General features: G+C 71.2%; 26 protein-coding genes and 1 riboswitch. Of the genes, 10 read left to right on the top strand and 16 right to left on the bottom strand.

From position 1 onward, the window contains the following. Positions 1-31: 31 nt before the first annotated feature. Entirely contained in the window at positions 32-1,258 is a 1,227-nt protein-coding gene (locus ACZ69M_RS46595; protein ID WP_470059789.1) for an NAD(P)/FAD-dependent oxidoreductase, read from the bottom strand. A gap of 32 nt (positions 1,259-1,290) precedes the next feature. Next, positions 1,291-1,641, bottom strand: coding sequence for an avidin-fold protein (locus tag ACZ69M_RS46600; protein WP_470059790.1), 351 nt, complete (start codon positions 1,639-1,641; stop codon positions 1,291-1,293). Positions 1,642-1,693: 52 nt separating this feature from the next. After that, positions 1,694-1,805, top strand: a riboswitch (TPP riboswitch). Here ACZ69M_RS46600 and thiO point away from each other — a divergent pair. The 5 genes from thiO (at position 1,803) to ACZ69M_RS46625 (ending at position 7,171) form a co-directional block, all read left to right on the top strand. Next, the gene (gene thiO / locus ACZ69M_RS46605; RefSeq protein WP_470059791.1) at positions 1,803-3,008 is read left to right on the top strand and encodes a glycine oxidase ThiO; all 1,206 of its coding nucleotides are present in this window, start codon (positions 1,803-1,805) and stop codon (positions 3,006-3,008) included. Its footprint overlaps the riboswitch before it by 3 nt. Further along, positions 3,005-3,205: a sulfur carrier protein ThiS gene (gene thiS, locus ACZ69M_RS46610; RefSeq protein WP_352046612.1), complete on the top strand. Its 201-nt coding sequence runs from the start codon at positions 3,005-3,007 to the stop codon at positions 3,203-3,205. Before thiO ends, thiS begins: the two co-directional genes overlap by 4 nt. 3 nt (positions 3,206-3,208) lie before the next feature. Then, entirely contained in the window at positions 3,209-4,003 is a 795-nt protein-coding gene (locus ACZ69M_RS46615) for a thiazole synthase (RefSeq protein WP_470059792.1), read from the top strand. Between the two features lie 257 nt (positions 4,004-4,260). Continuing rightward, on the top strand, positions 4,261-6,207 hold the full coding sequence (gene pknB, locus ACZ69M_RS46620; RefSeq protein WP_470059793.1) for a Stk1 family PASTA domain-containing Ser/Thr kinase: 1,947 nt from the start codon (positions 4,261-4,263) through the stop codon (positions 6,205-6,207). A gap of 94 nt (positions 6,208-6,301) precedes the next feature. Then, positions 6,302-7,171: a deoxyribonuclease IV gene (locus tag ACZ69M_RS46625; RefSeq protein WP_470059794.1), complete on the top strand. Its 870-nt coding sequence runs from the start codon at positions 6,302-6,304 to the stop codon at positions 7,169-7,171. Between the two features lie 24 nt (positions 7,172-7,195). Here ACZ69M_RS46625 and ACZ69M_RS46630 read toward each other — a convergent pair whose 3' ends face one another. After that, positions 7,196-7,828 carry a sulfite oxidase-like oxidoreductase gene (locus ACZ69M_RS46630; RefSeq protein ID WP_470059795.1) on the bottom strand — a complete coding sequence of 211 codons (633 nt, stop codon included), beginning with the start codon at positions 7,826-7,828 and terminating at the stop codon, positions 7,196-7,198. 155 nt (positions 7,829-7,983) lie between these two features. Between ACZ69M_RS46630 and bfr the strand changes: the two genes are divergently transcribed. Beyond that, on the top strand, positions 7,984-8,463 hold the full coding sequence (gene bfr / locus ACZ69M_RS46635; RefSeq protein WP_470059796.1) for a bacterioferritin: 480 nt from the start codon (positions 7,984-7,986) through the stop codon (positions 8,461-8,463). On the opposite strand, the gene ACZ69M_RS46640 is transcribed toward bfr, so the two are convergent. The 3 genes from ACZ69M_RS46640 to ACZ69M_RS46650 form a co-directional block, all read right to left on the bottom strand. Next, complete coding sequence (locus tag ACZ69M_RS46640) at positions 8,460-8,711, bottom strand: (2Fe-2S)-binding protein (protein WP_470059797.1); 252 nt, start codon at positions 8,709-8,711, stop codon at positions 8,460-8,462. The two genes, bfr and ACZ69M_RS46640, sit on opposite strands and share 4 nt — an antisense overlap. A 149-nt stretch (positions 8,712-8,860) precedes the next feature. Further along, positions 8,861-10,213: a class II 3-deoxy-7-phosphoheptulonate synthase gene (locus ACZ69M_RS46645; RefSeq protein WP_470059798.1), complete on the bottom strand. Its 1,353-nt coding sequence runs from the start codon at positions 10,211-10,213 to the stop codon at positions 8,861-8,863. A 135-nt stretch (positions 10,214-10,348) separates the two neighbouring features. Beyond that, positions 10,349-11,554, bottom strand: coding sequence for a glycoside hydrolase domain-containing protein (locus ACZ69M_RS46650; RefSeq protein ID WP_470059799.1), 1,206 nt, complete (start codon positions 11,552-11,554; stop codon positions 10,349-10,351). Positions 11,555-11,677: 123 nt separating this feature from the next. On the opposite strand from ACZ69M_RS46650, the gene ACZ69M_RS46655 reads away from it, so the two are divergent. Together ACZ69M_RS46655 and ACZ69M_RS46660 are read left to right on the top strand one after the other, a co-directional pair. Further along, complete coding sequence (locus tag ACZ69M_RS46655; RefSeq protein ID WP_071528813.1) at positions 11,678-11,734, top strand: trp operon leader peptide; 57 nt, start codon at positions 11,678-11,680, stop codon at positions 11,732-11,734. 128 nt (positions 11,735-11,862) lie between these two features. Continuing rightward, positions 11,863-13,812: an anthranilate synthase family protein gene (locus ACZ69M_RS46660; RefSeq protein WP_470059800.1), complete on the top strand. Its 1,950-nt coding sequence runs from the start codon at positions 11,863-11,865 to the stop codon at positions 13,810-13,812. An 83-nt stretch (positions 13,813-13,895) separates the two neighbouring features. Here the strand turns inward: ACZ69M_RS46660 and ACZ69M_RS46665 are convergent, their stop codons facing one another. The 4 genes from ACZ69M_RS46665 to ACZ69M_RS46680 form a co-directional block, all read right to left on the bottom strand. Further along, a complete protein-coding gene (locus tag ACZ69M_RS46665; protein WP_470059801.1) occupies positions 13,896-14,924 on the bottom strand; it encodes a 6-phosphofructokinase in 1,029 nt (342 codons plus the stop codon). 167 nt (positions 14,925-15,091) lie between these two features. After that, positions 15,092-15,739, bottom strand: coding sequence for a response regulator (locus ACZ69M_RS46670; RefSeq protein ID WP_075026834.1), 648 nt, complete (start codon positions 15,737-15,739; stop codon positions 15,092-15,094). A 41-nt stretch (positions 15,740-15,780) separates the two neighbouring features. Further along, positions 15,781-17,016 carry a MacS family sensor histidine kinase gene (macS, locus tag ACZ69M_RS46675; RefSeq protein ID WP_470059802.1) on the bottom strand — a complete coding sequence of 412 codons (1,236 nt, stop codon included), beginning with the start codon at positions 17,014-17,016 and terminating at the stop codon, positions 15,781-15,783. A 34-nt stretch (positions 17,017-17,050) separates the two neighbouring features. Beyond that, a complete protein-coding gene (locus ACZ69M_RS46680; protein ID WP_470059803.1) occupies positions 17,051-17,836 on the bottom strand; it encodes a lysophospholipid acyltransferase family protein in 786 nt (261 codons plus the stop codon). A gap of 140 nt (positions 17,837-17,976) precedes the next feature. Here ACZ69M_RS46680 and ACZ69M_RS46685 point away from each other — a divergent pair, with 140 nt between their 5' ends. After that, positions 17,977-18,786, top strand: a complete 810-nt coding sequence (locus ACZ69M_RS46685; protein ID WP_470059804.1) for an alpha/beta hydrolase — start codon at positions 17,977-17,979, stop codon at positions 18,784-18,786. Continuing rightward, on the top strand, positions 18,779-19,456 hold the full coding sequence (locus ACZ69M_RS46690; protein WP_470059805.1) for a hypothetical protein: 678 nt from the start codon (positions 18,779-18,781) through the stop codon (positions 19,454-19,456). Before ACZ69M_RS46685 ends, ACZ69M_RS46690 begins: the two co-directional genes overlap by 8 nt. A 9-nt stretch (positions 19,457-19,465) precedes the next feature. Here the strand turns inward: ACZ69M_RS46690 and ACZ69M_RS46695 are convergent, their stop codons facing one another. The 6 genes from ACZ69M_RS46695 to ACZ69M_RS46720 all read right to left on the bottom strand — a co-directional run bounded on the left by ACZ69M_RS46695 (position 19,466) and on the right by ACZ69M_RS46720 (position 24,575). Continuing rightward, positions 19,466-20,218 carry an endonuclease/exonuclease/phosphatase family protein gene (locus ACZ69M_RS46695; protein ID WP_470059806.1) on the bottom strand — a complete coding sequence of 251 codons (753 nt, stop codon included), beginning with the start codon at positions 20,216-20,218 and terminating at the stop codon, positions 19,466-19,468. A gap of 211 nt (positions 20,219-20,429) precedes the next feature. Further along, positions 20,430-21,383, bottom strand: a complete 954-nt coding sequence (locus ACZ69M_RS46700; RefSeq protein ID WP_054231531.1) for an ROK family glucokinase — start codon at positions 21,381-21,383, stop codon at positions 20,430-20,432. Positions 21,384-21,437: 54 nt separating this feature from the next. Continuing rightward, positions 21,438-21,905, bottom strand: coding sequence for a DUF5304 domain-containing protein (locus ACZ69M_RS46705; RefSeq protein ID WP_351701081.1), 468 nt, complete (start codon positions 21,903-21,905; stop codon positions 21,438-21,440). Positions 21,906-21,962: 57 nt separating this feature from the next. Continuing rightward, positions 21,963-23,132 (bottom strand): ArsA family ATPase, encoded by a 1,170-nt coding sequence (locus ACZ69M_RS46710; protein WP_470059807.1) that lies wholly within the window; start codon positions 23,130-23,132, stop codon positions 21,963-21,965. A gap of 91 nt (positions 23,133-23,223) precedes the next feature. After that, positions 23,224-23,670: an SRPBCC family protein gene (locus ACZ69M_RS46715; RefSeq protein ID WP_054231534.1), complete on the bottom strand. Its 447-nt coding sequence runs from the start codon at positions 23,668-23,670 to the stop codon at positions 23,224-23,226. Positions 23,671-23,777: 107 nt separating this feature from the next. Continuing rightward, positions 23,778-24,575, bottom strand: coding sequence for a metallophosphoesterase family protein (locus ACZ69M_RS46720; RefSeq protein WP_470059808.1), 798 nt, complete (start codon positions 24,573-24,575; stop codon positions 23,778-23,780). Positions 24,576-24,786 lie beyond the last annotated feature (211 nt).

Raw genomic sequence — 24,786 nt, forward strand, 5'->3', positions numbered from 1 at the left:
GACCGCCGTCCGGGCGACGTAAACCGGGCGGTCATGCCGTGGCGTCCTTCAGCGGGCGGGACGGGTCGGCCAGGACGTCCGGATTCATGAGCATGCCCGCCTCGATGAGGCGGCGGCCCTGGGCCAGGTCACGGGGACGCCCCACGGCCAGCAGGGCGACGAGGCGGCTCTCGCGGAGCCAGCACACCGTCCAGGCGGCGCCCGACGGGTCGCCCCGCCAGATGGTCGTATCGGCGGGGGTGTGATGGCCGACGTACTGGACGAAGCGGCCGAACTGCTCGGACCAGAAGTACGGGACCGGGTCGTAGGCCGCCGGGGCCTCGCCGATGATGTTCGCCGCGACCGTGCGCGGCGCCTGGAGGGCGTTGTCCCAGTGGTGGACGAGGAGGCGCTCCTCGTAGCGGCCCGACGGGAAGGAGGCGCAGTCGCCGACCGCGTAGACGTCCGGCACGGAGGTGCGCAGGTGGTTGTCGGCGACCACTTCGCGGTGGGCGCCGAGTTCGACGCCGGAGCCGGCCAGCCAGGCGGTGGCGGGGCGCGCGCCGATGCCGACGACCACGGCGCCCGCCGGCACCCGCGTACCGTCGTCGAGGATCACCGCGCCGGGCTCGACGCGCTCCACGCGCGCGTGGGTGCGCAGCGACGCGCCGCTGTCCGCGTACCAGGCGGTCATCGGCGCGGCCACCTCCGCGGGCAGCGCGCCGGCCAGCGGCCGGTCGGCGGCCTCGACGACCGTGACCGCGCACCCGGCCTCACGTGCCGCCGTCGCGAACTCCGCACCGATCCAGCCCGCCCCGACGACCACGATGTCGTGCTGCTGGGCGAGCACGGGGCGCAGCCGCTCGGTGTCGTCCAGGGTCCGCAGCAGATGGACGCCGGGGACGCCCTCCGCGCCCGGCAGCTGGATCGGTTCCGCGCCGGTCGCGAGGACCAGGACGTCGTAGGGCACCGGTCCTGCCTCGGTGTCCAGCTCGTGGTCCGCGGGGCGCAGGCCCAGCGCCTCGCAGCCGAGCCGCAGTTCGATGTCCAGCGCCTCGAAGTCGATGTCGAAGGCGGAGCCCTCGGCCTTGCCGAGCAGCACCGCCTTGGACAGGGGCGGCCGGTCGTACGGCTGGTGCGGCTCGGCGCCGATCAGCGTCACGTTCCCGGTGAATCCCTGTTCCCGCAGGGCGACCGCCGTCTGCACGCCGGCCATGCCCGCGCCCACGATGACGACCCGCCGTGCCGTACGCACCTGTGCCCGCGTCTGCTCGCTCACCTGATCACCATAGACAACTGACAATCTGTCAGTCAGGGGACGTGCGCAGTGACCTGTTCCACAACGCTCGTACCGCTCCCGTCCTGGGACTCCCACTCCCAGGTCTCCTCCAGGCGCAACCGTCCGTCGGGCAGCTCCACGACCACGGACACGCAGTGGCCCGACGAGGTGCTGCCGTCGTGCTTCAGCTGCACGTACCGGAAGTCGAGGCGGTCGCCCTCCCGCGTCCCCACGAGGTGACCGCGTACGACGTCGCCGCCCGCGTACTCGGCCCAGATCTCGCCGTCCTTCTCGTGGTACGTGAACCGGGTGCGCGTACCGACCTGCCCGGGGGCCTGGTCGGCGACCGGGGCGAGGACCAGGCCGTCGAGCGTACGGGTCATGGGCGGAGGCTCCCTTACTGAGACACACGGCAGCGGGCTAGGGTGGCCAACGTAAAGCACTCGCGGGAGCCCGGACGCACCGGGCTGAGAGGGAGGCTGGCGGCCTCCGACCGTACGAACCTGATCCGGGTCATGCCGGCGAAGGGAGGGGCTGGACGCCCATGTCGCCTACGCGTACACCTGCACGTTCCTCGGATGCGCCGTCATCGGACGCGCGTGCGTCAGACGTCCTCGTCATCGGGGGCGGGATCATCGGTCTGGTGACCGCCTGGCGGGCCGCGCAGCGCGGGTTCACCGTCGCGGTCGTGGACCCCGAGCCGGGCGGCGGGGCGGCACGGGTGGCCGCCGGAATGCTCGCCGCCGTCACCGAGCTGCACTACGGCGAGCAGACCCTGCTGGGCCTGAACCTCGCCTCCGCGCGCCGCTATCCCGACTTCGCCGCCGAACTCACCGAGGCGAGCGGCCAGGACCTCGGCTACCGCCGGTGCGGCACGCTGGCCGTCGCGCTGGACGCCGACGACCGGGCTCACCTGCGCGAACTGCACGCCCTGCAACACCGCTCGGGGCTCGAATCGGAGTGGCTCAGCGGCCGGGAGTGCCGCCGTCTGGAGCCCATGCTCGCGCCGGGGGTGCGCGGCGGGCTGCGGGTCGACGGCGACCATCAGATCGACCCGCGCCGGCTCGCGAAGGCCCTGGTCACGGCGTGTGAGCGGGCCGGAGTGGAGTTCCACCGGACGTGGGCGGAGCGCTTGACCGTCGTACGGGACCGGGCCGCCGGGGTCGTCACGACGGGCGGTGAACGGCTGGCGGCGGGACAGGTGGTGCTCGCCGCCGGGAGCCTCAGCGGAAAGCTCCCGGGCGTGCCCGCCGACGTACTGCCGCCCGTACGGCCCGTGAAGGGTCAGGTGCTGCGGCTGACCGTGCCGAAGCGGTACGCGCCGTTCCTGAGCCGGACCGTGCGGGCCGTGGTCCGCGGCAGCCAGGTCTATCTGGTGCCGCGGGAGAACGGTGAGCTCGTCGTGGGCGCCACCAGCGAGGAGCTGGGCTGGGACACGACGGTGACCGCGGGCGGGGTCTACGAGCTGCTACGCGACGCCCACGAGCTGGTGCCCGGGATCACCGAGCTGCCGCTCACCGAGACGCGCGCGGGCCTGCGGCCGGGGTCGCCCGACAACGCGCCGCTGCTCGGCCCGACCGCGCTCGACGGGCTGCTGCTGGCCACCGGGCACTACCGCAACGGCGTGCTGCTCACGCCCGTCACCGGGGACGCCATGGCGCACGTCCTGACCACCGGCGAGCTCCCGGAAGAGGCCCGCCCCTTCACCCCCGGGCGCTTCAGCACCGCACTCACGGAGCAGACCGTATGAACATCTTCGTCAACGGAGAGCGCCGGCTCGTCGCCGCCGACACGGCTCTCGACGCGCTCGTCGCCACCCTCACCGTCGCGCCGTCCGGCGTCGCCGCCGCGCTCAACGAAACCGTCGTCCCGCGCACGCAGTGGTCGTCCACGGCCCTCTCCGAGGGAGACCGCGTCGAAGTCCTCACCGCAGTCCAAGGAGGCTGAACCATGGCCGACGATCCGTTTGTCCTCGCAGGTACGTCCTTCTCGTCCCGGCTGATCATGGGTACGGGGGGTGCGCCCAGCCTCGACGTCCTGGAGCGGTCGCTCGTGGCGTCCGGCACGGAGCTGACGACGGTCGCGATGCGGCGGGTGAATCCCGCGGCGCACGGCTCGGTGCTGTCCGTGCTCGACAAGCTGGGCATCCGGGTGCTGCCGAACACGGCGGGGTGTTTCACCGCGGGGGAGGCCGTGCTGACCGCGCGGCTCGCGCGGGAGGCGCTCGGTACGGAGCTGGTCAAGCTGGAGGTCATCGCCGACGAGCGGACCCTGCTGCCGGATCCGATCGAGTTGCTGGACGCCGCCGAGACGCTGGTCGACGACGGGTTCACCGTGCTGCCGTACACCAACGACGATCCCGTGCTCGCGCGGAAGCTGGAGGACGTGGGGTGCGCGGCGGTCATGCCGCTCGGGTCGCCCATCGGGTCCGGTCTCGGCATCCGCAACCCGCACAACTTCCAGCTGATCGTGGAGCACGCGCGTGTGCCGGTGATCCTGGACGCGGGGGCCGGTACGGCGTCGGACGCGGCGTTCGCGATGGAGCTGGGGTGTGCGGGAGTCATGCTGGCGTCGGCCGTGACCCGGGCGCAGGAGCCGGTGCTGATGGCCGAGGGCATGAGGCACGCGGTGGAAGCCGGGCGGCTCGCCTGGCGTGCGGGACGGATTCCCCGGCGGCACTTCGCCTCCGCGTCGTCTCCCGCGGAGGGGCTGGCGCGGTTGGATCCTGAGCGTCCTGCTTTCTAGGCACCCGGCGCCGGTGTGTTCTTTCTCCTGCCCGCGCACCGCCCGTTTCCGGTCGGCCGGAAAGCGGGGGTCGCCCGTGGGGGTGGGGCGCCGTCGGCGGCTGCGGGTTGGAGGGGCAGCCTGCCTTACATCCCCTGCGCACGGCATGTGGACCGGATCGATCAGGCGTGCGAGATCCGTCACAGGTCGGCTGCAGTCCCGCTCCGGAATTGGCCGGAAGGGTGGGGGTGACAGTGGCGGCTCGTAGACTCGCCTGCGTGGATACGACCCTTCAGGACCCGCTTGTCGGGCAAGTGCTCGACGGCCGCTACCGCGTCGACGCACGGATCGCGGTCGGCGGGATGGCCACGGTCTACCGGGCCCTGGACACCCGCCTCGACCGCGTGCTCGCGCTCAAGGTGATGCACCCGACCCTGGCCGCCGACGGCTCGTTCGTCGAGCGGTTCATCCGGGAGGCCAAGTCGGTGGCCCGGCTCGCGCACCCCAACGTGGTGCAGGTCTTCGACCAGGGCGCGGACGGGTCGTACGTCTATCTGGCCATGGAGTACGTCGCCGGCTGCACCCTGCGTGACGTGCTGCGCGAGCGCGGGGCGCTGCAGCCGCGGGCCGCCCTGGACGTCCTGGAGCCGGTGCTCGCCGCGCTCGGCGCCGCGCACCGCGCCGGGTTCGTGCACCGCGACATGAAGCCGGAGAACGTCCTGATAGGGGACGACGGCCGGGTCAAGGTGGCCGACTTCGGCCTCGTCCGGGCCGTGGACACCGTCACGAACACGACGGGGGCCGTTCTTGGCACCGTGTCGTACCTCGCCCCCGAGCAGATCGAGAACGGCACCGCGGACACCCGCGTCGACGTCTACGCCTGCGGGGTCGTCCTCTACGAGATGCTCACCGGCGGCAAGCCGCACTCCGGGGACTCCCCCGCCCAGGTGCTCTACCAGCACCTGCACGCGGATGTGCCGCCGCCCTCGGCCGCCGTGCCCTCGATGCCCTACGCCCTGGACGAGCTGGTCGCCTCGGCGACCGCCCGCAACCCCGAGGTGCGCCCGCACGACGCGGTGGCGCTGCTCGGCCAGGTCCTCCAGGCGCGGGCCGGCCTCACCGCCGAGGAGCTCGACGCCATACCCCCGCAGGCGCTCGCCGTGGGGCACGACAACGCGGGCGACCGTACGAGCGTGATCCCGCGCTCGCTCTCCGTGCCCCGCCTGCTGCCGGTGAACGAGGACGACGACGCCGGCGACCCGGTGAACCGGACCAGTCGGTTCGAGCAGACCAGCCCGTTCGAGTCCGGACCGCCCGCTCCCCCGCGGAGCGGCTCACGGCCCCGGCGCGGAATGTTCGCGATCATCGCCGCGGTCGTGCTGGTGCTCGGGCTCGGCGCGGGCGTCTGGTACATCAATTCAGGCCAGTTCACGAAGGTCCCGCTGCTGCTGGCGAAGACCGAGGCGCAGGCCAAGGCGCGGATCGAGCAGGCCGGTCTCGACGTCGGGCAGGTCAAGCACGCCTACAGCGACACCGTGAAGCGCGGCACCGTCATCAGCAGCGACCCGGCGCCCGGCGCACGCATCCGGGACAACGACTCCGTGACGCTGACCATCTCGAACGGCCCGGAGACGGTGAAGGTGCCCGACCTGACGGGACTCGCGCTGTTCAAGGCGCGGGAGGTCCTGAAGGGGGACGGGCTCGCCGCGGGCATGGTCACCCGGGAGTTCGACCAGGACGTTCCCAAGGGCTTCGTGATCAGTTCGGATCCGGGCGCGGGCACGGAGCGGCACGCCGGTTCGGCCATCGCCCTCACCGTCAGCAAGGGCAGCCCGGTGGAGGTCGCGGACGTCACGGGCGCGTCCGTCGCGGACGCCACCTCGGAGCTGGAGCAGGCGGGCCTGAAGGTGAAGATCGCCACCCAGCAGGTCAACTCCGAGTTCGACCAGGGCCAGATCGCCCAGCAGTCGCCGAAGGCGGGCAGCCAGGTCGCGGGCGGCGACACCGTCACGCTGACCGTCTCCAAGGGCCCCGAGATGGTCTCGGTGCCGGACGTGGTGGGCGACAGCGTGGACGACGCGAAGCAGACGCTGGAGGACGCCGGGTTCCAGGTCAACGAGGACCGCGGACTGCTCGGGCTCTTCGGAGACCACGTCAAGAGCCAGTCGGTGGAGGGCGGCAGGACCGCGCCCAAGGGATCGACGATCTCCATCGTGATCCGCTGAGACCACAAGCTGCGCCGGGACCACGGCAACGCTGGGACCACGGCAGTGAGGTCCGCCGACGGGCCGTCCCGGAGCGCGTGACACCCTGAAGAGCGTGACCAGCAAGCAGCTCCGCAACCCCGTCGGCGGCCATGTCCCCGTGGCCGGCGGCCTCAGCTCCGTCGGCCTGACCTACGCGCGCGAGATGGGCGCCGAGACCGTCCAGGTCTTCGTCGCCAACCCGCGCGGCTGGGCGACGCCCGTCGGCAGTCCCCGCCAGGACGAGGAGTTCCGGGCGGCCTGTGCCGCCGAGTCGATACCCGCGTACGTCCACGCGCCCTATCTGATCAACTTCGGCTCGCACACCGAGGCGACGGTCGAGAAGTCGGTGGAGTCGCTGCGGCACTCGCTGCGGCGGGGCCGGGAGATCGGGGCGCTCGGCGTGGTCGTGCACACGGGGAGCGCCACCGGGGGCCGGGAGCGGTCCGTCGCCCTGAGGCAGGTACGTGAGCATCTGCTGCCCCTGCTGTACGAGCTGACGCATGACGACGACCCGTATCTGCTCCTGGAGTCGACCGCGGGCCAGGGCGCCTCGCTCTGCTCGCGCACCTGGGACTTCGGGCCGTACTTCGAGGCGCTGGACGCCCATCCGAAGCTGGGCGTGTGCCTCGACACCTGCCACATCTACGCGGCGGGGCACGACCTGACCGGGCCGAGCGGCATGCACCAGACGCTCGACCTGCTGGTGGACACGGTCGGCGCGGGCCGGCTCAAGCTGATCCACGCCAACGACTCCAAGGACGTGGTCGGCGCCCACAAGGACCGCCACGAGAACATCGGCTCCGGTCACATCGGCGAGGACCCGTTCCGCGCGCTGATGACCCACCCCGCCACCGAGGGCGTACCCCTGATCATCGAGACGCCGGGCGGGAAGGAGGGGCACGCGGCGGACGTGGAGCGCCTGAAGAAACTCAGGGACGGCTGACGCCGCCCCAGAAGGCGGGCCGATTCAGAGCTCGGGGCCGTCCCCGGGCTCCTCCTGGTAGGAGTAGCGCTGTTCGCGCCAGGGGTCGCCGATGTTGTGGTAGCCGCGCTCCTCCCAGAAGCCGCGGCGGTCGGCCGTCATGTACTCGACGCCGCGCACCCACTTGGGGCCCTTCCAGGCGTAGAGGTGGGGGACGACGAGGCGGAGCGGGAAGCCATGCTCGGCGGTGAGGAGTTCGCCGTCCTTGTGGGTGGCGAAGATCGTGCGCTCGGAGGCGAAGTCGTCGAGGCGCAGATTCGAGCTGAAGCCGTACTCCGCCCAGACCATGACATGGGTGACGGTGGGCGCGGGCGGGGCGATCTCCAGGATCGTGCGCGCCGGGATACCGCCCCATTCGGCCCCGATCATGCTGAACTTCGTGACGCAGTGCAGATCGGCCACGACCGAGGTGTACGGCAGGGCCGTGAACTCGTCATGGGTCCAGCAGTGCTTCTCACCGTCGGCGGTGGCGCCGAAGACCCTGAACTCCCAGCGTTCGGGACGGAACTTGGGTACGGGACCGTAGTGCGTGACCGGCCAGCCGCGCTGCAGTCGCTGCCCCGGCGGAAGCTCCGACTGTGCTGCTTCTCCCGTTCCACGTCCCACCGGCTGACCCATGACTCCATCCTGACAGACCAGGGACAGTGCACATGACCAGCCCAGTACGGAATCGGGCAACTCATACTAAGCATGCACTTACTGGACGACCCGGGACGCCGATGCGAGGATGCGGCGCAATCTGCCCAGTCCCCCGCTTGGAAGGAGCCTCTGCGATGCAGGGCGACCCCGAGGTCATCGAATTCCTCAACGAGCAGCTGACCGGTGAGCTGACCGCGATCAACCAGTACTTCCTGCACGCGAAGATGCAGGAGAACTTCGGCTGGACGAAGCTCGCGAAGTACACGCGCCACGAGTCCTTCGACGAGATGAAGCACGCGGAGGTGCTCACCGACCGGATCCTCTTCCTGGAGGGCCTGCCGAACTACCAGCGGCTCTTCCACGTCCGGGTGGGGCAGACCGTCACCGAGATGTTCCAGGCCGACCGGCGGGTGGAGGTCGAGGCGATCGACCGCCTCAAGCGCGGGATCGAGGTGATGCGCAACAAGGGCGACATCACGTCCGCCAACATCTTCGAGTCGATCCTCGAGGACGAGGAGCAGCACATCGACTACCTGGACACCCAGCTGGAGCTGGTGGAGAAGCTCGGCGAGGCGCTCTACATCGCCCAGGTGATCGAGCAGCCGGAGAGTTAGGCGGCTTCTTCCAGGCTCTGTGCCGGGGACAGCGCGGCCAGTACCGGCTTGCCCTGTTCGACCAGCTCACGGCGGGGGCAGGTGCCACGGCCGAGGATCGCCTGGATGCTACGGACGCAGGAGCCGCAGTCCGTGCCCGCCTTGGAGGCGGAGGCTATCTGGCGGGGCGTGCAGGCGCCGTTCTCCGCGTGCTGCTTGACCTGCTGTTCGGTGACCCCGAAGCAACTGCACACGTACACGCGGTTCACCTCCCGGCGGGGTTGAAGTCTGCTGCCGTCCCGTTAACCGGTGAGGCTAACCTAACCTTACCCATCACTCAGGAACCGCAAAAGTGGGAGGGGGCGCGGATCGTATGTGATCCGCGCCCCACTTCACTCAGGTGTAACAGGCGAACCCGTCACTGGTCCCTGTACATCTCCGCGACCAGGAAGGCCAGGTCGAGGGACTGGCTGCGGTTCAGACGCGGGTCGCAGGCCGTCTCGTAGCGCTGGTGGAGGTCGTCGACGAAGATCTCGTCGCCGCCGCCCACGCACTCGGTGACGTCGTCACCGGTGAGCTCGACGTGGATGCCACCCGGGTGCGTGCCCAGACCCTTGTGGACCTCGAAGAAGCCCTTGACCTCGTCGAGCACGTCGTCGAAGCGGCGGGTCTTGTGACCGGAGGCCGCCTCGAAGGTGTTGCCGTGCATCGGGTCGGTCACCCAGGCCACCACCGCGCCCGAGGCCGTGACCTTCTCGACCAGCTCGGGGAGCTTGTCGCGGACCTTGTCGGCGCCCATCCGCACGATGAAGGTCAGCCGGCCGGGCTCGCGGTCCGGGTCGAGGCGGTCGATGTACTGCAGTGCCTCCTCGGCCGTCGTCGTCGGGCCGAGCTTGATGCCGATCGGGTTGCGGATCCGCGAGGCGAACTCGATGTGCGCGCCGTCCAGCTGCCGGGTGCGCTCACCGATCCACACCATGTGGCCCGAGACGTCGTACAGCTGGCCCGTACGCGAGTCGACCCTGGTCAGCGCCGCCTCGTAGTCGAGGAGCAGCGCCTCGTGGGAGGCGTAGAACTCGACGGTCTTGAACTCCTCCGGGTCGGTCCCGCAGGCCCGCATGAAGTTCATCGCGTTGTCGATCTCCCGCGCCAGCTGCTCGTAGCGCTGCCCGGACGGGGAGGACTTCACGAAGTCCTGGTTCCAGGCGTGCACCTGGCGCAGGTCGGCGTAGCCGCCGGTGGTGAAGGCGCGCACCAGATTGAGCGTGGAGGCGGAGGCGTTGTACATCCGCTTCAGGCGCTCGGGGTCCGGGATGCGGGCCTTCTCGTCGAAGTCGAAGCCGTTGACCGAGTCACCGCGGTACGTCGGCAGGGTCACGCCGTCGCGGGTCTCGGTCCCCTTGGAGCGCGGCTTGGAGTACTGGCCGGCGATGCGGCCGACCTTCACGACCGGCACGGAGGCGGCGTACGTGAGCACGGCGCCCATCTGGAGCAGGGTCTTGAGCTTGTTGCGGATGTGGTCGGCCGACACCGCGTCGAAGGCCTCGGCGCAGTCGCCACCCTGGAGAAGGAACGCCTCTCCCTTGGCGACGGACGCCATCCGGGCGCGCAGCTGGTCGCACTCGCCCGCGAAGACGAGCGGCGGATACGACTCGAGGTCCGCGATCACATCGCGCAGAGCCTCGGCATCGGGGTACTCGGGCTGCTGCGCCGCGGGCAGGTTTCGCCAGGTGTTGCCAGCGCTTGCGCTGGGCTTAGCGTTCACGGTCACCCTGACAACATTACGGGGTCGTGTCGGGCGTCCATCCCCATGCCCATCAATTGAGACGAACCGCGCTCGATCGGGACGCGCCCCGGGCGGCCGTGCGGCAGATCACCGCGGCCGCCCGGAGCGGGCGGGCAGGACCTAGTCCACGTCGAGCCGGTCGCGGTCGATGGAGATCGTCACGCCGCCGTGCGTCTCGGTCGTGTCGCCCTTGTACTGGTGGATGCGCTGGTGGTCGGCCCACAGGTTCGCGGGGATCGTCGAGTCGGTGGTCGTCGACTTGCCGTTCCAGTGGGCGAAGTGGAGCACGTCGGGCAGGATGACGCGGCTCTTGTTGGCCACGAGGTCGGTGACCAGGGACGAGGTGTTGCCGTAGACGCCGGAGCGGTAGCCCAGTGTGTGCACGCGCTCGGTGTAGGCGTCGAGGTAGGACAGCACCCGGCTGGTGACGGTGGAGCCGGGTGTGTAGTGCTCCAGGTCGCTGTAGATCACCGTGCCCTTGGGGAAGCCCAGCGTGGTCGCCTGCTGGACCGCGTCGTCGGCGGCCTCGGTGCCCTGCCGCACGGGATCGGTGATCGCCTCGCAGCCGCCTGCGCAGCTGCTCCCGTCGGAGGTGGGCTGGCGGCCGACGTAGAGCGGGATGAACCGCCAGCCGTTGGCGTACTGCGTCCGCAGCCAGGCGGCGGTGAGTCTGCTCTGGACGCAGGCGCGGTTGATCCCGCCGATGTAGACGCCGACGGCCCGGTAGTCGGAGTCGTCCCGCCAAGCGTCCATCGCCGTCTGGCCCGGCGCGGTGCAGGCGTCGAAGCCCTCGCCGCGGAAGGACGTCGCGTCTGCGGGCAGCGGCGCCTCGGCGGGCGCGCCCGCGGTCGCGCCGGTCCCCGCGGCTGCGGCCGGCAGGCCGGCGTCGCGCAGGATGTCCTGGATCCTCGTGCGGTCCTCCGCGTACGCGGCGGTCACGGCGATCCGGTCGGCGGTGACCCGGAACGTGCGGGCCGTGCGGTTCTCGGCGGCGGTGCGGCCCTTGACGGCGGACGGCTGGACCAGGAACGCCTCGGTACGTCCCCTCGCCCCCGCCGGACACTGCTGCTGGTCGCCGGGCGTGCCGAGGTACACGGCGTGCCGGTCGAAGCGGACACAGACGTCCGGATGTTTCTCCAGGTCCACGATCGCCCAGGAGGCGGGGACGGTGAACTCGTGGCCGCGGTAGGCGACCTTGACGGTGTCGTCGGTCCCGGCGGCGCGTGCGGTGCCGAGCGGGCCGGCGGCGAGGGCCGCGGCGGCGGCACACACGGTGAGGGTTCGGACGCCGCCCCGGCGGGTCCGGGGTGAACGCGCTGCGTACATGGTTGTCTCCTCGGTCGGGCTTCCTGGGCCATGCCATCCATGGCCGGTGACCGAGCGGTAGGAACGCAGGGCGTGGACGGTTCACGCTGTTGCCCGCCCCTGACGTCGGGTAAGGTGCGGCGCATGTTCGCGCACTCGACCCAGAACTGGTGGTGGACCGCTCATCCGGCGGCCCACTGACTGCGCGTACGCAAGACTTCGCGAAGGCCGCCCGAGGGGCGGCCTTCGGTGTTTGCGGACACGGGCCGTTCCTCTCCGAGTTTTCGGGAATCCGAGAATCCGAGAATCCGAGAGAAGGAACAGGACCGATGCACCTGCTCGACCTGCTGGACGATCCCCGTCCGTTCGCCCTGCTGCGGCGCCGCACCCCCGGTCACGACCACGACACCGTCGAGCTGCTGCTCGGACCGGTCAGCACCTGCGACCGCCTCGCCGACCTCCCCGACGAGGGACTCGCGCTCATTCCCTTCCGCCAGATCAGGGAGCGTGGCTTCGACGTCCGTGACGACGGCACGCCGCTCGCGGTGCTGACCCCCGAGGAGACGCACGTCCTGCCGCTGGAACAGGCGCTGGCGGAGCTGCCGACGCACGAGGTGCGTGTCACGGGCGGGGGCTTCGACGTCGCCGACGAGGAGTACGCGGGGATCGTCGGGCGCGTGCTGGAGGAGGAGATCGGGCGCGGCGAGGGCGCGAACTTCGTGATCCGGCGTACGTACGAGGGCGCGATCCCGGGGTTCGGGCGGGCCGACGCGCTGGCCCTGTTCCGGCGGCTGCTGGTCGGCGAGCGGGGCGCGTACTGGACGTTCGTCGTGCACACCGGAAATCAGCGAGGGCCTGAAGGGCCTTCCTCGGAAGGGCGGGGGCGGGAGACGGGTGGGCGCACGCTGGTGGGCGCGAGCCCCGAGGTGCACGTGCGGATGTCGGGCGGAACCGTCGTGATGAACCCGATCAGCGGCACGTACCGTTATCCGGCCGAGGGGCCCTCCGCGGACGACCTGCTCGGCTTCCTCGCCGACGGCAAGGAGATCGAGGAGCTCTCGATGGTCGTCGACGAGGAGCTCAAGATGATGTGCACGGTCGGTGACATGGGCGGCGTGGTGATCGGTCCGCGACTCAAGGAGATGGCCCACCTCGCGCACACCGAGTACGAGTTGCGGGGCCGGTCCTCGCTGGATGTGCGCGAGGTCCTGAAGGAGACCATGTTCGCGGCGACCGTCACCGGGTCGCCGGTGCAGAACGCGTGCCGGGTGATCGAGCGGTACGAGCCCCTCGGGCGGGACGGCATCGGGCGGGGCTACTACGCGGGAGCGCTGGCCCTCATCGGCCGCGACGCCGGCGGTGCCCAGACCCTCGACTCGCCCATCCTCATCCGGACCGCCGACATCGACGCGGACGGGCGGCTGCGGGTGCCGGTCGGCGCCACCCTCGTGCGGGGATCGGATCCGGCGGGCGAGGTCGCCGAGACACACGCGAAGGCCGCGGGGGTGCTGGCGGCGCTGGGGGTCGTGGAGGCCGGGGCCCGTGTGGAGGGCGTACGGCCGAGGCTGGCCGACGATCCGCGGGTGCGGGCGGCGCTGGACGGGCGGCGGACCTCGCTCGCGCCGTTCTGGCTGCGGATGCAGGAGCAGGCGCGTGAGCTGGAGGGCCATGCGCTGGTCGTGGACGCCGAGGACACCTTCACGGCGATGCTCGCGCATGTGCTGCGGTCCTCGGGACTCGAGGTGACCGTGCGGCGCTACGACGAGCCGGGGCTGCGGGAAGCGGTGCGGGCGCACGAGGGGCCGTTGGTCCTGGGGCCCGGCCCGGGCGACCCCCTGGACCTGGACGATCCCAAGATGCGGTTCCTGCGCGAGCTCACCGCCGAGGTGATCGGGGGGCACGGGCACGGCGTGCTCGGCGTCTGTCTCGGGCACGAGCTGATCGCGGCGGAGCTGGGCCTGGGGATCGTACGCAAGGAGGTTCCGTACCAGGGTGCGCAGACGGAGATCGATCTCTTCGGGCGGGCCGAGACCGTCGGTTTCTACAACAGCTTCGTGGCGCACTGCGACGAGGAGACGGCGGCCGAGCTGTCGGCCCATGGCATCGAGGTCAGCCGGACCGAGGGCGGTGAGGTGCACGCGCTGCGCGGGCCCGGGTTCGCGGGTGTGCAGTTCCACCCGGAGTCGGTACTGACGCTGAACGGGACGGCCGTCGTGCGGGAGCTGGTCGGTCGGCTGCGGGGCGCCGGCACGCCCTCGGAGCGGCGGCCCTCCGTGTAGTCGTGGCAGCGGTGGCCGAGGACGCCGGCCGCACGGGTGTCGGGAGGCCCGTGCGGCCGGCGGGATCGCGGGGAGGGGGCGCGTCAGCCGAAGAAGACCCCGACCTCCTCGTACAGCTTCGGGTCGACCGTCTTCAGCTTGGCCGTGGCCTCCGCGATCGGGACCCGGACGATGTCCGTGCCGCGCAGGGCGACCATCTTGCCGAAGTCGCCGTCACGGACGGCCTCGATGGCGTGCAGTCCGAAGCGGGTGGCGAGCCAGCGGTCGAAGGCGCTGGGGGTGCCGCCGCGCTGGATGTGCCCGAGGACCGTGGTGCGGGCCTCCTTGCCGGTGCGCTTCTCGATCTCCTTGGCCAGCCACTCGCCGACCCCGGAGAGGCGTACATGGCCGAAGGAGTCGAGGGACTCGTCCTTCACGACCATCTGGCCGTCCTTGGGCATCGCGCCCTCGGCGACGACCACGATCGGCGCGTACGAGGCCTTGAACCGCGAGGTCACATAGGCGCACACCTGGTCGACGTCGAAGCGCTGCTCGGGGATGAGGATGACGTTGGCGCCGCCGGCCAGGCCCGAGTGGATGGCGATCCAGCCCGCGTGACGGCCCATCACCTCGCAGACGAGGACGCGCATGTGCGACTCGGCGGTGGTGTGCAGGCGGTCGATCGCCTCGGTGGCGATGCCGACGGCGGTGTCGAAGCCGAAGGTGTAGTCGGTGGCGGACAGGTCGTTGTCGATGGTCTTCGGTACGCCGACGACGGGCACGCCGTACTCGTCGGTGAGGCGCGCGGCGACGCCGAGCGTGTCCTCGCCGCCGATCGCGATGAGTGCCTCCACCTCCTGCTTGGCGAGGTTCTCCTTGATGCGGCGGATGCCGTTCTCCTGCTTGAGCGGGTTCGTCCGCGAGGAGCCGAGGATGGTGCCGCCGCGTGGCAGGATGCCGCGCACGGCGGGGATGTCCAGCCGGACGGTGTCGTTCTCGAGAGGTCCGCGCCAGCCGTCCCGGAAGCCGACGAAGTCGTATCCGTACTCCTGCACGCCCTTGCGGACGATGCCCCGGATGACGGCGTTGAGTCCGGGGCAGTCGCCGCCTCCGGTCAGTACTCCGACCCGCATGGAAAAGTCCCTTCGCCGCGATTGCCTGAGGGGACTCACGCTAATAGTGATCCAGGTCACTTCGGCATGGGGCGGAAGGGCAATTCCGGTGAATTGTGCGGGTGTTGATCACTCGCCTTCACTCGATGGTGGGTCAACCAGGGTTTACGCCGCCCGCTCGTCGGGGTCTATGCCTCGTCGAGACCGCGCTCTATGGCATAGCGCACCAGCTCGACCCGGTTGTGGAGCTGGAGCTTGCCCAGGGTGTTCTGCACATGGTTCTGGACCGTGCGGTGGGAGATGACCAGGCGCTCGGCGATCTGCTTGTAGCTCAGGCCCTTGGCGACCAGGCGCAACACCTCGGTCTCGCGGTCGGTGAGCTGCGGGGCCTTGGGCTCGTCGGCGCCCGCGGCGGGGGCGGGCTCGGAGGCCAGCCGGCGGTACTCGCCGAGGACCAGGCCCGCGAGGCCCGGCGTGAACACCGGGTCGCCGACGGCCGTACGGCGCACGGCGTCGATCAGCTCCTCCGTGGACGCCGACTTCAGCAGATAGCCGGTGGCGCCGGACTTCACCGCCTCCAGGACGTCCGCGTGCTCGCCGCTGGCCGACAGGACGAGGACGCGCAGCGCCGGGTTGCTGCCGACCAGTTCCTTGCAGACCTGGACGCCGGGCTTGGCGGGCAGGTTCAGGTCGAGCACCAGGACGTCGGGCGCGGCGGCCCGGGCACGGCGCACCGCCTGCTCGCCGTCGCCCGCGGTGGCGACCACGGCGAAACCGGACGCGTCCAGGTCGCGGGCGACCGCGTCGCGCCACATGGGGTGGTCGTCCACCACCATGACCTTGATCGGACCCTGCCCCACCACGTCGGTGACCTCCGTCATCGCTGCTCCGCCTTCCCCCGTGAAACCCCGGAAACCTTCGGTACCTTCAGCTCGACCTCCGTGCCCTGGCCGGGCACCGAGATCAGTTCGGCCGCGCCGCCGAGGTCGCGCAGCCGGCCCCGGATCGACAGGGCCACACCGAGCCGCCCCTCCCCCTCGGCCTGGGCGAGCCGCCCCGCCGGGATGCCCGGGCCCTCGTCGCGTACGGTCACGCTCACCTCGTCCGGCTCGTCCTCGACGAGGATCCAGGCCCGGGCGTCCTCGCCGACGTGCTTGCGGACATTGTCCAGGGCGGCACCGACAGCGGCGGCCAACTCCCGGGCGGCGGCCGGGGGGAGAAGAACCGGGGCGCCGGGCTCGGAGAAGGTCACGCGCGCGCTCGCGTACGGGGCGAGCAGGGCGCGCAGGTCGACAGGGCCCCGGGAGTCCCGGTCGTCGTCCGGTTCCTCGACGGCCCGTACGACCGCGCCGAGCGCGGCGTCCTCGGACACCCGCGAGACGGGCACCATGCCGCCCGAGACCAGGGTGCGCAGCGCGACCTCCTGCTCGCCGGCCATCCGGCCCAGCTCCGCGGCCTCGCCGCCGAGCGCGGAGGCCCGTCGCTGCACCATGGCGAGGACCTGGAGGACGCCGTCGTGGATGTCACGGGCGAGGCGCTCGCGCTCGCGGGTCGCGGCCTCGATCTCCAGTGCGCGGGCGAGGGTGAGCTCGGAGGCGCGGGCGACCTCGACGACGTATCCGATGGCGATGGAGGCGACCCAGACCAGGATCACGTTGTGGACCGTGTCGCGGGTGGGGGCGCCGCGCTCGACGAGGTTGGCGGCCGCCACGAGCGTCGAGGCGAACGCCGCCCAGCGCCAGCCGCCCTTGATGGCGAAGGCAAGGACGGAGCCCGCGGTCCATATCGACGGGAGGGTGGGGCCGCCGGTCACCACGCGGTGGTGGGTGTCCGCGACGGGCGTGAGCATGATGCCGGTGAGCGCGATGGTCAGGTCGACGGCGAGGAAGCGCTTGGTGCAGCTCGCCGCGTTCGCCACCCTGGGCAGGGTGGCGAGCGTCCAGACGAACAGGACCGCGTAGTACCCGATGGCCACCCAGGGATGGGCGAACTTGCGGAACGCGGTGGCGAAGAGCCCGATCGCGTACAGCATCGTCAGCACGCGGTAGGCGGTGAGCGCACGCCACAGCGGCTGCTCGACCGACATCCTCATGACTCTCTCGCGCTTGGCCATGTCCCCCACCCCCACCGTCCCCCGACGCAAGCGTCTAGGTGCCGGCCCGTCCTTCTTCGGTTTCGGCTTCGGCCGCCTTCGCGGCCTCCTTCTGCGCCTGTTCGGCTTCCTTGAGCGCCTGCTTCTCGGCCTTCGCCGCGTCCGCGATCTGCCGCTTGGCGGCCGTCGCGTAGATGTCGACGTACTCCTGGCCGGAGAGCTTCATGATCTCGTACATGACCTCGTCGGTCACCGCGCGCAGCACGAAGCGGTCGTGCTCCATGCCGTTGTAGCGGGTGAAGTCGAGCGGCTTGCCGATGCGGATGCCCGGGCGCATCAGCTTGGGCATCACCTTGCCCGGCGGCTGGATCTTCTCGGTGTCGATCATGGCGACCGGGATGACCGGGGCGCCGGTCGCGAGCGCCACGCGCGCGAGGCCGCCCGGCTTGCCGCGGTACAGCCGTCCGTCGGGCGAGCGCGTGCCCTCCGGGTAGATGCCGAACAGCTCACCGCGCTCGATGACGTCGATGCCGCTCTTGACGGCCGCCTCGCCCGCGCCGCGCGCGCCGGAGCGGTCCACCGGGAGCTGGCCGACGCCCTTGAAGAAGGCGGCGGTCATCCGGCCCTTGACGCCGGGCGTCGTGAAGTACTCGGCCTTCGCGATGAAAGTCACCTTGCGGTCGAGGACCGCGGGCAGGAAGAACGAGTCCGAGAACGACAGATGATTGCTTGCCAGGATGGCGGGGCCCTCGGCGGGAATGTTCTCGAGGCCTTCCACCCAGGGCCTGAAGGCAAGCTTCAGCGGCCCTCCGATGGAAAACTTCATGGCGCCGTAGATCAACCGAATGCCTCCTGTGTCGTCGGTCAGACCTTATCCCGGAGCACTGTCAAAGGCCTCGACGACCCTGGTCGGTGTCAGTGCCGTCGCGTACGGTGAAGTACGCCTCGCATTCCGCCCGTCTGATGAACAGGAGACCGAAGGTGCCGGTCCTTCCTGGAGCCGAGCCGTTCCGCCACGAGGGCGGAGAGGTCGGTGTCCTTCTCTGTCACGGCTTCACCGGTTCCCCGCAGTCGCTGCGCCCCTGGGCGGAGTTTCTCGCCGAGCGCGGTCTGACCGTCGCGCTGCCCCTGCTGCCCGGGCACGGCACGCGCTGGGAGGACATGCAGCTCACGGGCTGGCAGGACTGGTACGCGGAGGTGGACCGCGAGCTGCGTGCGCTGCGGGAGCGCTGCGCCCAGGTGTTCGTCTTCGGCCTGTCCATGGGCGCCGCGCTGACCCTGCGGCTCGCCGCGAAGCACGGGGACGAGGTGAGCGGCATCGTCGTCGTCAATCCGGCGAACAAAGTGCACGGAGCGGCGGCCCACGCCCTCCCGGTGCTCCGCCACCTCGTCCGGACGGTGAGCGGCATCACCAGCGACATCGCCAAGGAGGGCGTCTCGGAGGTGGGATACGACCGGGTGCCCCTGCACGCCGCCCACTCCATGCGGAACTTCTACCGGATGGTCGACGGTGAACTGCCCCAGGTCACCCAGCCGATGCTGCTCCTGCACAGCCCTCAGGACCATGTGGTGCCGCCCGTCGACTCGGCCCGGATCCTGAGCCGGGTGTCGTCCACCGACGTGACGGAGATCCTGCTGGAACAGAGCTACCACGTGGCGACGTTGGACCATGACGCGGACCGGATCTTCGAGGAGAGCTACGCGTTCATCGCCCGGCTCGCGCCCGGTGTCGGCAAGCGGTCCGACACGGGTCAGGTGGGTCAGCAGGAAGGGACGGCCACTGGTGGCTGAGCACGACGCGGAGCGCGGCGAGCCCGACGAGAAGGGCGTACCCGTCGGCGAGCCTCTCGGTGACGAGCAGGGGGTGCCGTTCGACGAGGACGCCGCGTGGCAGGCGATCGTGGCGGGGTACGGCGAGGAACCGCCGGATCCGCCCGGCGCGAAGCCGTTCAAGTCGATCGAGGACCTGGCGCTCCTCGACCCGGTGACGAACGACGCCCCGGGCGGCGAGGACGCATCCGAGAGGCCCGCGAAGGGCGAGAAGAACGGGACCGGCGGGACGAGCGAGAAGGACGGGGCCGGCGACGAGGCCGGGGAGCCGCCCGCCGCGGTGAAGCCCCTCGGCGGCTCCGTCTCCTTCGCGCCCGGCGTCGGCGGTCCGCGCGACTACCAGGCGCCCGAGCCCTCCGAGGACGACTTCGACGGGGACGACGAGGGCCATTTCGTCCCCCCGGAGCCGCCCCCGCTGCCCGCCGCGGACACCACGGCTAAGTTCGCCTGGCTCGCCGTCGTCGGTGGCCCGATCGTGCTCCTGCTGGCCGTCCTGCTCGGCTGGGACATGACGTGGTGGCTCGCCACGGTCGGCATCGGCGGCTTCCTGGGCGGCTTCGCCACCCTCGTGGCGCGCATGAAACCCGACGACGAGGACGAGGACGACCCCGGGCGGGGCGCGGTGGTCTGACGCGGCCGGTTACGCGGCGGGAACTCTGAGGGCGGCCAGCACGGGCAGATGGTCCGTGGCCGCCCTCAGGTCTGTCTCCGTGACTCCGGGATGGCCGTACGGGACCCCGCAGCCGAGGACCTCGATGCCGCGGGTGGCGAAGACCGCGTCGATGCGCTGATGGGGGTCGGTGGGCGTCGAGGTGTACTCGGTGCCCCAGGGTGCGGTGGCCCAGCAGTCCTGGAGGCCGTCGGCGAGACGGGTGAAGGTGGGGCCGTCGGGGCGTTCGTTCAGGTCGCCGCCGACGAGGGCGTGCGGGGTGCCGAGGGCTGCGAGGCGGTCGAGGAGCAGGCCGCTCTGCGTGTAGCGCTCGTCCTTCTGGAGCGAGAGATGGCAGCTCACCACGCCGAGCCGGGCGCCGCCGAAGCGGACGACGGCGGTGGCGAGGCCGCGGCGGTGCAGGCCGGGGGTGAGGGGCAGCAGGACGTCCTCGGTGCGTTCGACGGTGGCCCGCATCGAGCAGAGGAGCGCGGGGCCCGCGGCGGTCGCGCCGCCGGACAGGATCGTCTGCCCGGACGCGGCCGCGAGCCGGGCCAGCTTCTTGCGCCAGCGGAAGAAGCGGGGGGCTTCCTGGACGAGGACCAGGTCGGGGGCGCAGGCGTGGATGACACGGGCGAGGGCGGTGGTGTCGTCGCGCATCGAGCGGATGTTGTAGCTGAGGACGCGGATGACGGCGGAGCCGTCGGATTCGGTGTGGGAGCGGGGCAGCGGGGTCGTCGCCATGTGGATCAACATACGTGGATGCGGTGCTGATGGGAGCCGGAACGCTGCGGGTGGTCTGTCGTCTGCCGGCAGGCTGTGGCTGGTCGCGCAGTTCCCCGCGCCCCTTTCGGGGGCGCCATCCGCGCCCCCGCCCAAAGGGATTCGGTACGACATCGCCCGCCGTCCCCCTGAGGGGCGCGGCGGGCGGGTCGTACGAACAGGACACGCGGTCTTACATGATCGGGTCGGGTTCCCTGGCCAGGTCCGCGGCTCCGACCAGGCCCGCCTCGTTGCCGAGCTGGGCTGCGATCACCTCGGCCACCGGGCGCCAGTTGCCGCCTACGAGCCAGCGCTTGTACGACTTGCGGATGGGGTCGAGGACCAGCTCGCCCTCGTCCGAGAGGCCGCCGCCGACGATGAAGGCGGAGGGGTCGAAGAGCGAGGCCAGGTCGGCGAGGCCGGCGCCGGCCCAGCGGGCCAGCTCGCGGTAGGAGTCCACCGCCACCGGGTCGCCCTGGCGTGCGGCCACCGAGATGTGCTTGCCCTCGATGCCGTCGGGGGTGCCGTTGCCCAGCGCGAGCAGGATCTCCGCGTTCTCCGGGGTGGCGTTGGCCCGCTGCTTGGCGTAGCGGACGAGGGCGCGCCCGGAGGCGTACTGCTCCCAGCAGCCCTGCGAGCCGCAGCCGCACAGCAGACCGTCCGGCACCATGCGGATGTGGCCGAACTCGGCGGCCACACCGAAGTGCCCGCGGCGCAGCTTGTTGCCGATGATGATGCCGCCGCCCAGGCCCGTGCCCAGGGTGATGCAGATGACGTTCCGGTGGCCCTTGCCCGCGCCGAACTTGTACTCGCCCCACGCCGCCGCGTTCGCGTCGTTCTCGACGACGACCGGCAGCCCCACGCGCGCCTCGACCTCGGCCTTGAGCGGCTCCTGCCGCCAGTCGATGTTGGGTGCGAAGTACACGGTCGAGCGCTGGCGGTTCACGTATCCGGCGGCACCGATACCCACGCCGACGATGTCGTGACCTGCGCGCGCGCCCTCCACCGCGGCGGCGATGGCGTCCACGATGGCCTGCGGCGTGGTGGGGGTCGGCACCTTGTGCGTCGAGAGGATGTTGCCTTCCTCGTCGACCACACCGGCCGCGATCTTCGTGCCGCCGATATCGACGCCGATGGTGAGTCCCATGAATCCCTCAGTTTCGGTCGAGCCCCGCTACGGCCAACCGTACCCGAGCAGCCTTTAGTCCAAGTCAATCCGCTCCCCCGGACCGGTCCCCTCGTCGCGGGGGCCACGCTCCCGGGTGGTCCAGCGTCGTTCCTGGGCCTCGACGGCCGAGCGGTAGGCGGCGAGCAGCTCGCTGCCCGCGGCCGCGAGGTGATCGAAGACATCGGGGTTGCGCTCTATGACCGGTTCGACGGCGGCCTTGGCCTGCTGTACGACCTGGTTGACCATCTGCTGGGCGGTGCCGGAGGCGACCACGCCGAACAGCGGCGAGTTCAGTCCGGACAGCTTGTCGGCGACCGCGTCGACCAGCTTGCGCAGTTCCTCCGCGGCCGAGCCGGGCGGCGGACCGTACTGGGCGCGGCGGCGGGCCTTCTCCGCCGCGAGGTCCTCGGCGCACGCCTTCGCCCAGGCGTCGGCGTCGCTCGCGCGCGCTTCGTCGTTCGCCTCCTGAGCGGCGTCGGACGTGGGGCGCTCTTCGCTCATGGCGGACTCCTGCCTATGGTTCTTCCTTTCGACGGTACCCGAACGGGGGTACGCCGTTCACCGTGTCCGGGGCCACAGATCCGGGTCCGGCGCGAAACGGACCCTGAGTTCCCCCTCGCGCAGGGCGGCGCCGGCCACGGTGCAGCGGCGCAGCGCGGACGGCAGCGGCACGATCCTGCGGAACTGGCCCACGGTGACGACGAGTTCGTCGCCCCGGCGGATCAGGTCCAGTTCCTCGCGTATCGCGCCGGGCAGCGGGATGTGCCAGACGAGGACGCCGTCGTCGGCGAGGTGGTCGAGAACGGGCCACTCGACCGGGGTCGGCGTCCGGTTGACGCCGGGCACGGGGAGCGCACCGAGGTCGTCGATGCCGCGCGGGTCACGGCCGAGGTGCGGGACCTCGTGGACGGTGTACGTCTCCTGCCACTCGTCCAGCGCCTTGCGCTGCTGGGCGGCGAGGGCGCCCAGCCAGGCGTCCGCGCTGGCGGCGGGCAGTACCCGGTTCGCGACCAGCGCGTCGACGCGCAGCCCGTGCAGCGCGAGGGCGGTGGTGGCGGCGTGTACGGCGTCGGTGCCGGCCGGGCCCGGCTCGGCGACCAGCCGTACGGTCGTGGCGCGGTCCTCGACGACCGCCGCGACGGCGGCCAGCTCGATGTCCCAGCGTGCCGCCGTCTCGTACAGCCACTCGGCGGGCATCGGGACGCCCGCGAGGCGGCCGAGGACGGGGCGCAGGGCGCGGGCCGCCTGGCGCTCCGGCGGGAGCAGTCGGCGCAGGTAGCGGCGCAGCTCCTCCGGGAGGGCGAGGAGGGCGAGTGCCTGTGGGACCGGCGGGAGGTCCACGACCAGCAGGTCGTACGTCTGCGAGGTCGCCGCGTCGCGCAGGGCGCGCAGCAGGGCGAGTTCCTCGGCCCCGGGCAGGGGGGTGAGTTCCTCGGCGTCCAGGCGGGCGGCGCCGAGCAGGTCCAGGGCGGTGGTCGCGCGGTCCTGGAAGGCGGTGAGGTCCTCACGGAAGCGGGCGTTCGCGTCGGGGCGCCAGGTCGTGAGGCGGGGCGCGGTGCCGGTGGGTTCCGCACCGGTGGGTACGCCGAGGACGGCACCGAGGGTGTCGGTGCGGTCGGCGGTGAGCAGGAGGGTGTGGGTGCCCTCGCGGGCGGCCTTCAGCGCGGTGGCCGCCGCGACCGTCGTACGGCCCGTGCCGCCCTGGCCTGTGATCAGGATGGTGCGCATTGCATGAACGCTACCTGCGTCGGGTGCCCCCGCCGCCCCTGCCCCGTCCCATCCCCGGCCTGGGGGCTCCCCGGGGCGGGGCGGAGCGGGATCAGCCCGCCTCGCCCGACTCCACTCGCTTCTTCAGACCCGCCAGCGCCCGGTCGATGATGACCTTCTCGGCCTTGCGCTTGATCATGCCCAGCATGGGGATCTTGACGTCGACCGTGAGCCGGTAGGTGACCTCGGTGGCGCCGGCGCCCGCGGGCTTGAGGATGTACGAGCCGTCCAGGGAGCGGAGCATCTGGGACTTGACCAGGGTCCAGGAGACCTCGTGGTCGCCGGTCCAGGTGTACCCCAGGGTCTGGTCGTCCTTGATCGCACCGGCGTCCATGACGAGGCGTACCTGCTCGGCGCGGCCCTGCCCGTCCGTGGCGAGTACCTCCGCCTCCTTCACCTCTCCCGTCCAGTCCGGGTAGCGGGCGAAGTCGGCGATGACCGCCATGACATCAGCCGGTGCCGCCTCGATCGTGATGCTCGAGCTGGTGTGTTCCGCCATCGCGGTGGCTCCTCCAGATGCGGTCCGGTGAGAGAGGGTGGTACGCACGTGTGTGCAGCGTGAAGGCTACCGCGCGCCCGCCGAACCATCGCCACCCCACCTGGTGTTCACCACTCCAGGACCCACGGGCGGCCCGAGGCCGCGAAATGTCCGACGTTCACGCACTCGGTCGTCCCGATCCGCATCCGGCGCGCGAGCGGCTGGTGGACATGGCCGAAGAGGGCGTAACGGGGGCGGATGCGGCGGATCGCGTCCAGAAGGGCACGGGAGCCGCGTTCGAAGCGGCGCGCCACGGTGTCGTAGACCAGTTCGGGTACGTCCGGCGGGATGTGCGTGCACAGCACGTCGACCTCGCCGACCGCCTCGATCTTCGCCGCGTACTCCTCGTCGTCGATCTCGTAGGGCGTGCGCATGGGGCTGCGCAGCCCCCCGCCGACGAAGCCGAAGACCCGGCCGCCGATCTCCACCCGCTCACCGTCGAGGACCGTCGTACCGGGTCCGGCGTACTCCGCCCACAACGGGGGCATGTCGACATTGCCGTAGGTCGCGTACGTCGGTGTCGGGAACGCGGCGAACAGCTCGGCGTACTGCTTGCGCACCGCCTTCTCGATGGCCACGGAATGGTCCGTCCCGATCTCGTCCCACAGCCGCCGCCCGAACTCCCGCGCCTCCGCGAAGCGGCGGGCGGTGCGCAGCTCGACGATCCGGTCGGCGTTCTCGGTGCCGAAGAGGTCGGGGAAGATGCCGCGTGCGTGGTCGGCGTAGTCGAGGAAGAGCACCAGGTCACCGAGGCACAGCAGAGCGTCCGCGCCGTCGCCGGCCCGGGCCAGGTCGCGCGCGTTGCCGTGCACGTCACTGACCACATGAATGCGCGTTCTGCGGTTACCGCCTGGTGTGGGTGCCATGACGATCAAGCGTAGGCGTGTGGGGCAAACGTGAATAGAGGCGGTCGGACCTGCGGTTACTGGCATGGCGAGAAGAGCGTGGACTACTGTGCGTGAAGGAACGCCATCGGGTGCGACGCGCCAACCTGTGTGACGCAGGGAACATCTCGGCAGGACCCCCTATCGAAAAAGCCGTACCGATGGGTAACGTCCGGGCAGTCCAGTCGTACTC

The sequence above is a fragment of the Streptomyces sp. NPDC107454 genome (assembly GCF_055582885.1).

Coding starts and splice junctions, on each gene's coding strand:
- ACZ69M_RS46650 (WP_470059799.1), bottom strand. CDS start 11,554: ATGTACGCAGCGCGTTCACCCCGGACCCGCCGGGGCGGCGTCCGAACC.
- bfr (WP_470059796.1), top strand. CDS start 7,984: ATGCAGGGCGACCCCGAGGTCATCGAATTCCTCAACGAGCAGCTGACC.
- ACZ69M_RS46695 (WP_470059806.1), bottom strand. CDS start 20,218: ATGGCGACGACCCCGCTGCCCCGCTCCCACACCGAATCCGACGGCTCC.
- ACZ69M_RS46710 (WP_470059807.1), bottom strand. CDS start 23,132: ATGCGCACCATCCTGATCACAGGCCAGGGCGGCACGGGCCGTACGACG.
- macS (WP_470059802.1), bottom strand. CDS start 17,016: ATGGCCAAGCGCGAGAGAGTCATGAGGATGTCGGTCGAGCAGCCGCTG.
- ACZ69M_RS46720 (WP_470059808.1), bottom strand. CDS start 24,575: ATGGCACCCACACCAGGCGGTAACCGCAGAACGCGCATTCATGTGGTC.
- ACZ69M_RS46670 (WP_075026834.1), bottom strand. CDS start 15,739: ATGGTGGTGGACGACCACCCCATGTGGCGCGACGCGGTCGCCCGCGAC.
- ACZ69M_RS46700 (WP_054231531.1), bottom strand. CDS start 21,383: ATGGGACTCACCATCGGCGTCGATATCGGCGGCACGAAGATCGCGGCC.
- thiO (WP_470059791.1), top strand. CDS start 1,803: ATGTCGCCTACGCGTACACCTGCACGTTCCTCGGATGCGCCGTCATCG.
- thiS (WP_352046612.1), top strand. CDS start 3,005: ATGAACATCTTCGTCAACGGAGAGCGCCGGCTCGTCGCCGCCGACACG.
- ACZ69M_RS46665 (WP_470059801.1), bottom strand. CDS start 14,924: ATGCGGGTCGGAGTACTGACCGGAGGCGGCGACTGCCCCGGACTCAAC.
- ACZ69M_RS46630 (WP_470059795.1), bottom strand. CDS start 7,828: ATGGGTCAGCCGGTGGGACGTGGAACGGGAGAAGCAGCACAGTCGGAG.
- ACZ69M_RS46705 (WP_351701081.1), bottom strand. CDS start 21,905: ATGAGCGAAGAGCGCCCCACGTCCGACGCCGCTCAGGAGGCGAACGAC.
- ACZ69M_RS46715 (WP_054231534.1), bottom strand. CDS start 23,670: ATGGCGGAACACACCAGCTCGAGCATCACGATCGAGGCGGCACCGGCT.
- ACZ69M_RS46615 (WP_470059792.1), top strand. CDS start 3,209: ATGGCCGACGATCCGTTTGTCCTCGCAGGTACGTCCTTCTCGTCCCGG.
- ACZ69M_RS46660 (WP_470059800.1), top strand. CDS start 11,863: ATGCACCTGCTCGACCTGCTGGACGATCCCCGTCCGTTCGCCCTGCTG.
- ACZ69M_RS46600 (WP_470059790.1), bottom strand. CDS start 1,641: ATGACCCGTACGCTCGACGGCCTGGTCCTCGCCCCGGTCGCCGACCAG.